Source organism: Methanocalculus sp., from assembly GCF_029762515.1.
Lineage (GTDB): Archaea > Halobacteriota > Methanomicrobia > Methanomicrobiales > Methanocorpusculaceae > Methanocalculus.
Window position 1 is genome coordinate 1 of the sequence record NZ_JARVGN010000563.1, and the last position, 1080, is coordinate 1080.

Annotated in this window: 2 protein-coding genes and 1 pseudogene; 2 read left to right on the forward strand and 1 reads right to left on the reverse strand. The window is 50.7% G+C overall.

What is annotated here, in order from left to right; translation table 11 throughout:
- The coding region (gene thpR / locus QCH34_RS13185) for an RNA 2',3'-cyclic phosphodiesterase (protein WP_300334788.1) at positions 1-391 on the reverse strand (391 nt) is incomplete at its 3' end.
- A 142-nt stretch (positions 392-533) separates the two neighbouring features.
- On the opposite strand from thpR, the gene QCH34_RS13190 reads away from it, so the two are divergent.
- Together QCH34_RS13190 and QCH34_RS13195 are read left to right on the forward strand one after the other, a co-directional pair.
- The gene (locus tag QCH34_RS13190; protein ID WP_300334789.1) at positions 534-797 is read left to right on the forward strand and encodes a glutaredoxin domain-containing protein; all 264 of its coding nucleotides are present in this window, start codon (positions 534-536) and stop codon (positions 795-797) included.
- A 7-nt stretch (positions 798-804) separates the two neighbouring features.
- Positions 805-1080 (forward strand): annotated as a pseudogene (locus tag QCH34_RS13195) (anaerobic ribonucleoside-triphosphate reductase); the annotation flags it as partial.

The following is a 1080-nucleotide window of genomic DNA, read 5'->3' on the forward strand; positions in this document are numbered from 1 at the left end:
TCACCCGCGCAATGGTGATATGTGGGCAGAATGGCCGGGTTTCACGAGAAACACCTATAGTTTCAAGAGCTGAATCAATCAGTCCGGCAAGCGCAGCAGTTTTCCCCTCATCTTGCACCTTTGCCCAGATGACGCGGGGGCGAGTTGGATTGTTTGCTGAAATACCTCTGATCGAAACTGGATATGCAGGAAATTCCAGGGATTTCAGCTCTTCAATGACACGGGCAACCTGATCGGGAGACAGTTCTCCGAGGAATTTCAGGGTGATATGAAGGAGGGAGGGATCAACGATCGCAAGCCGTCCCGGTGCCTTGTGCAGTGGCTCCTGAACGAGAGATAATGCCTCCTGCAGGGATGCCGGCAGATCGATTGCAATAAATGCCCTCACCATAACTCGATAACCTGAAGTATGTCTTCGTCATAAAAGGGGAAATATCTTCACCTCCGGTTCTGTCAGGAGAGGAACAGATATCAGATGGCAAATAAGAATAGAAGGAACGTATAGATCTATACTAAGAGAAGGGGTATGCCTCATGTCTGATGTTCATGAAATTATTGTCTATTCACTCGAAGTCTGTCCGAACTGTGAGATACTCAAACAATACCTTCAGGACAATGCGATCCCCTTTATGGAACGGAGCCTTGAGGACCCCGAAGCACTCACCGATCTGAGAATGAACGGCATATTTGTGATGGAAGCACCAGTACTCCAGGTCGGGGATGAATACCTCACCTCACAGGAGATCTTTGAAAATGGTGCTGTATTGACCTCGATTGCAGAAGTCTGCCGACGGTGAAGGCTGCATGAAAGATACGCGGCAGTCAACACTTGATGGGGCATTCCAACCCCCGATGCCCAAGGTGCGGACTTCCCAGGGTCACATGATGGACTGGGACCGCCAGAAGATTGTTCAGCAGATCCTCACCGAGACCCGCCTTGTCGAGACCTTCTATGGACGGGAAGGGGCGGACCTCGAACTTGCTGAGCGGATAGCCCAGAATGTTGAGACCCGGATCAAAAAGCTCGGCCTCACCTTCCTCTCCGGTCCCCTTATCCGTGAGATCATGAATATCACCCTC